Origin of the sequence: Bacillus haikouensis, assembly GCF_013179555.1 — a bacterium.
Classification (GTDB): domain Bacteria; phylum Bacillota; class Bacilli; order Bacillales; family Bacillaceae_B; genus Rossellomorea; species Rossellomorea haikouensis_A.
Map to the genome: position 1 here is coordinate 1 of NZ_JABMCR010000311.1, position 4,361 is coordinate 4,361.

Here is a 4,361-nt window from a genome sequence, read left to right on the forward strand (position 1 = left end):
ATTAAATCCACAGTGGCCACCAAAAGAAAAGTGGATCCGAAAGATGAGAGTCATATCGGTGCTTCGATGCCTGGAACTGTCATCAAAGTGATAGTCGATAAGGGAGAAATGGTAGAGAAAGGAGATCACTTGATGATTACGGAAGCCATGAAGATGGAAACCACCGTTCAAGCTCCATTCTCAGGGAAAGTAAAGGATATCTACGTTGAGAGCGGAGATGCAATCAGCCCTGGAGATTTATTGATAGAGATGCTAAAAGCTTAATTAAGCTATAAAAAAAGAGTGTTTTAGTCTAAATAAAACCCGAACTAATTTGAATTCCAGGATTCAAGTAAGTTCGGGTTTTTTATTATTTTTATTCTTAGTTTACAGCTCCTGATGGGAAAAGTAACTTATGTGAGACCTCGCAGGAGCTTGCGGGGAGGCACACGGGTTACCCGTGGAAAGCGAAGTCCTGCCGGATATTATTAGCGGTATTTAGGGTCAACACTGAAAATTTCGACTTAATGTAGTTGTTTTTTAGTTTTTTTTCAGCATTTTTGGTCAATCTGTAAACTTATTCGTTATTCAATTTACTCCTCGAAGCCAGAAGTATGAAGTAACACAATAAACCAAACAGACATGAGATAATTAAAGCATGAAGTAAAGCGATTCCCAAGTGTAACCGGGTAAAGACGACCAGAGCTCCGGAAATAACCTGTAATGTCACAAGAGTGAAGGCGATGATCCAACCCCAGTATATGACTTTCTGATGTTTGTGCTCTTTGATGGCGATATAGGTGATATAGGCAATCCATAAAAAGATAAACCCGGCAGCAGCGCGGTGTCCCATTTGAATCCATTCATACATATTTGCAGGTAGTCCCGGGCTGGAATTTACGCATAGCGGCCAGTCTTTACACACGAGACTGGAATTAGTATGTCTTACGAGCGCGCCTGTATACACGACAATGTAGCTGTATAGAGTAACGCCGATTATATGGAATCTCATCCGCTTATTGATGACAAGTGAACTTGCTTCGAATTTTTGATCGACTTCAAATATAAGTAAAGTCAGTAGTAAAATAGCCGCAAATGATATAAGGGAAATCCCAAAGTGTAACGCGAGAACAAAATCGGATTGACCCCATATAACCGCGGCAGCTCCTATCAGCCCCTGCAATAGTAAGAAAAAGAATGATAGTACCGAAAGAAATTTCGTTTCCCGCTTATATCCAATGGCTTTCCAAGACCATACTGATAATGCGAGCACAAGCAGTCCGACTCCACCGGATACTACCCGGTGTGCAAGTTCGATGACCAATTCTATCGTAATATTTGTTGGTATAAGCTGTCCGTTACATAATGGCCAGGAACGACCGCAGCCCATGCCTGATTCCGTTTTGGTCACTAATGCTCCACCCAATAGTACAAATAGCATGCCTAATGTCGTCAGGACGGCAAGCCATTTCAATCCTTTATGCAATTCATTCACCTTCTTAGATAAAGACTTATTTACATTCAAATAAAAATATAGTAGAAAAATAGTTTGATGCCTCTACGATAATAACGAAAATAGTTCTAAAACTCAACAGATAAAATGTTACAGAATATTGAGCATCATAATGGGCAAGGTGGGGACGATAAATCATAGTAAAAATATCCTAACAAGGATTATACTAATTGTGTAAGCGCTTCTGTATAAAATATGTTATGATAAAATCAACATTTGTCGAATCAGGTAGGGAACAACATGAATCAAATTCTTCACAATTTCTTCACAATATTATTTTTTTCCATCCCAAAAAAGAAAAAATATATGGTTTAATATAATATTGATAGCGTAATTACTATTTCTTATCTCTGTTAAATTATTGAATTCGATATAGAAATGGTCGTTCATTTACTTTATAGTAGTAAGGGGTGTCATCTGCCTCTGTTTGGTTTTTATAAGAGGAGGGCTAAAATGTCAAACAGTCGATTAATGACAAATGTTGAAAAAGCTGAGATCCCAACTTCCACTGTTTGGAAAGATTTCTTGGCATTAATTAAAGTAGGAATTGTTAATTCTAATCTAATTACAACCTTTACAGGAATGTGGTTAGCATTTTATTTTACGAATACACACTTTCTAAATTCTCTTGATATCATGTTCCTCACATTAGTAGGTTCCTCGTTGATCATAGCGGGATCTTGTGTCATCAATAATGTGTACGATCGTGACATTGATCATTTGATGGAACGAACAAAGGAACGTCCAACGGTGACAGGAAAGATAAACGGCACCAAAGCTTCATTATTGGGGCTTTTGATGATTGCATTTGGAATCATCATGCTGTTTATGACTACAGTCACTGCCGGGGTTATTGGAATCATCGGAGTCTTTAGTTACGTCGTATTATATACAATGTGGTCCAAAAGAAAATATGTAAGCAACACGATTGTTGGAAGCATCTCCGGTGCAGTACCGCCATTAATTGGCTGGGCAGCTGTCGATGCTAATCTTGACATTATCGCATGGGTGTTATTTTTAATGATGTTTATCTGGCAGCCGCCTCATTTCTATGCACTTGCTATGAAGCGCGTGGAAGAGTACAGAGCCGCCAATATACCAATGCTGCCTGTTGTAAAGGGTTTCGCAATAACGAAACATCATATCGTCGCATGGGTTATCGCCCTATTGCCACTGCCTTTCTTTCTAATGGATTTAGGGATGTTTTTCTTCATTCTTGCCACGGCCTTTAATATTGGCTGGTTAGCTCTTGGTCTGGCAGGTTATAAAATGAAGGATGACATTAAGTGGTCTAAATTGATGTTTGTATATTCACTTAATTATTTGACTATCTTGTTTGTAACGATGGTTATCGTTACCGTTATATAAGATTAGTGGGAATTCTTTCTGATAAGAAATCCAAATAGATATTTTTTTGAGTCCTTGTTTTATTCCAAAAGTACATTACACGAAAGAGGGGTTTGATTAAGCTATGAAAGCAAGGCTAACTAAGTGGCGCTTATTTTCCATTGTAGCCATAATGGCACTTATCCTTTCTGGTTGCGGTGAGCCGTTTCTATCTACACTGCAGCCAGCGGGAGAAGTAGCACAGACACAATATGATCTAATGATTCTGGCTACATTAATAATGGTATTGGTTATTATTGTAGTTGTAATCGTGTATGCAGTGGCGATCATCCGCTTCCGCAGAAAAAAGGGAGACACCACGATCCCAAAACAAGTAGAAGGAAGCCATACTTTGGAGATTTTATGGACTGTAATTCCTATCATCCTTCTGCTTATCCTCGCAGTTCCAACTGTTACTGCGACGTTCCAGCTTGCTGATACTAAAGCAATGGACAAAAAAGACGCTGACGGAAATCGTGATGCACTGGTTGTGAATGTTCGTGCTAACTTATATTGGTGGGAATTCGAATATCCAGATCAAAAGATCATCACATCCCAGGATTTAGTGGTTCCAACAGACAAGAAGGTTTATTTCAATGTAACCGCTTCAGATGTTAAACACTCATTCTGGATTCCGGCTGCAGGTGGAAAGATTGATACTAACGTAGATGGTGTCAATACATTCTTCCTGGAGTTTGATGGGCAGAAGTCCGAGGAAGCCGGTGGAGTATTTTATGGTAAATGTGCAGAGCTTTGCGGTCCTTCTCATGCTTTGATGGACTTTAAAGTAAAAGCATTGCCTCAAGATGAGTTCGCAACATGGGTAGAAGATATGCAAAATGCAGGAGAGCCAAAACCAACTTCTGATTTAGCTCAACAAGGACAAGAAATCTTCAACCAAAAATGCTTAAGCTGCCATGCTGTTTCTCCAGAAGACGGGCGTCCCGAGTCTGCTCGGCTTGCTCCAAACTTAGCAACCTTTGGAGAACGTAACCGAATTGCCGGGATTTTAGAACACAACGAAGAAGAACTTAAAAACTGGCTGGATGACCCTGAGCAGTATAAACCAGGAAACAAAATGACTGGTACATATGGAGAGCTGTCTGATGAAGAAATGGATGCTCTTGCAGAATACCTGATGGGCTTAAAAGTTCAAGATTAATAGGGGATTAGTAAAAGGGAGGTTAAATCGTGAGTAGCTTAGCACAGAAAAAAGGCTTCGGAGCGACTATTTGGGATTACTTAACAACAGTAGACCATAAAAAGATCGCCATCCTTTACCTCATGTCAGGAGGATTCTTCTTCCTGCTTGGTGGTTTGGAAGCTCTTATTATCCGTATACAGCTTGCAGTGCCTAATAGTGACTTTATTAGTGCAGGCTTATACAATGAAGTATTGACAATGCACGGTACAACGATGATATTCTTGGCTGCCATGCCATTGATCTTTGCATTTATGAATGCCGTTGTTCCTTTACAAATCG

General features: G+C 39.6%; 5 protein-coding genes. 4 read left to right on the top strand and 1 reads right to left on the bottom strand.

From position 1 onward, the window contains the following. The coding region (locus tag HP456_RS20395; RefSeq protein ID WP_172254523.1) for a biotin/lipoyl-containing protein at positions 1-264 on the top strand (264 nt) is incomplete at its 5' end. 292 nt (positions 265-556) lie between these two features. Here HP456_RS20395 and HP456_RS20400 read toward each other — a convergent pair. Next, positions 557-1,465 carry a COX15/CtaA family protein gene (locus HP456_RS20400; RefSeq protein ID WP_172254524.1) on the bottom strand — a complete coding sequence of 303 codons (909 nt, stop codon included), beginning with the start codon at positions 1,463-1,465 and terminating at the stop codon, positions 557-559. Between the two features lie 480 nt (positions 1,466-1,945). On the opposite strand from HP456_RS20400, the gene cyoE reads away from it, so the two are divergent. From cyoE to HP456_RS20415, 3 genes are all read left to right on the top strand, one after another. After that, complete coding sequence (gene cyoE / locus HP456_RS20405) at positions 1,946-2,860, top strand: heme o synthase (protein ID WP_172254525.1); 915 nt, start codon at positions 1,946-1,948, stop codon at positions 2,858-2,860. A 103-nt stretch (positions 2,861-2,963) separates the two neighbouring features. Further along, positions 2,964-4,040, top strand: a complete 1,077-nt coding sequence (gene coxB, locus HP456_RS20410; protein WP_172254526.1) for a cytochrome c oxidase subunit II — start codon at positions 2,964-2,966, stop codon at positions 4,038-4,040. A gap of 29 nt (positions 4,041-4,069) precedes the next feature. Beyond that, on the top strand, positions 4,070-4,361 hold a 292-nt coding region (locus HP456_RS20415; RefSeq protein WP_172254527.1), incomplete at its 3' end, for a cbb3-type cytochrome c oxidase subunit I.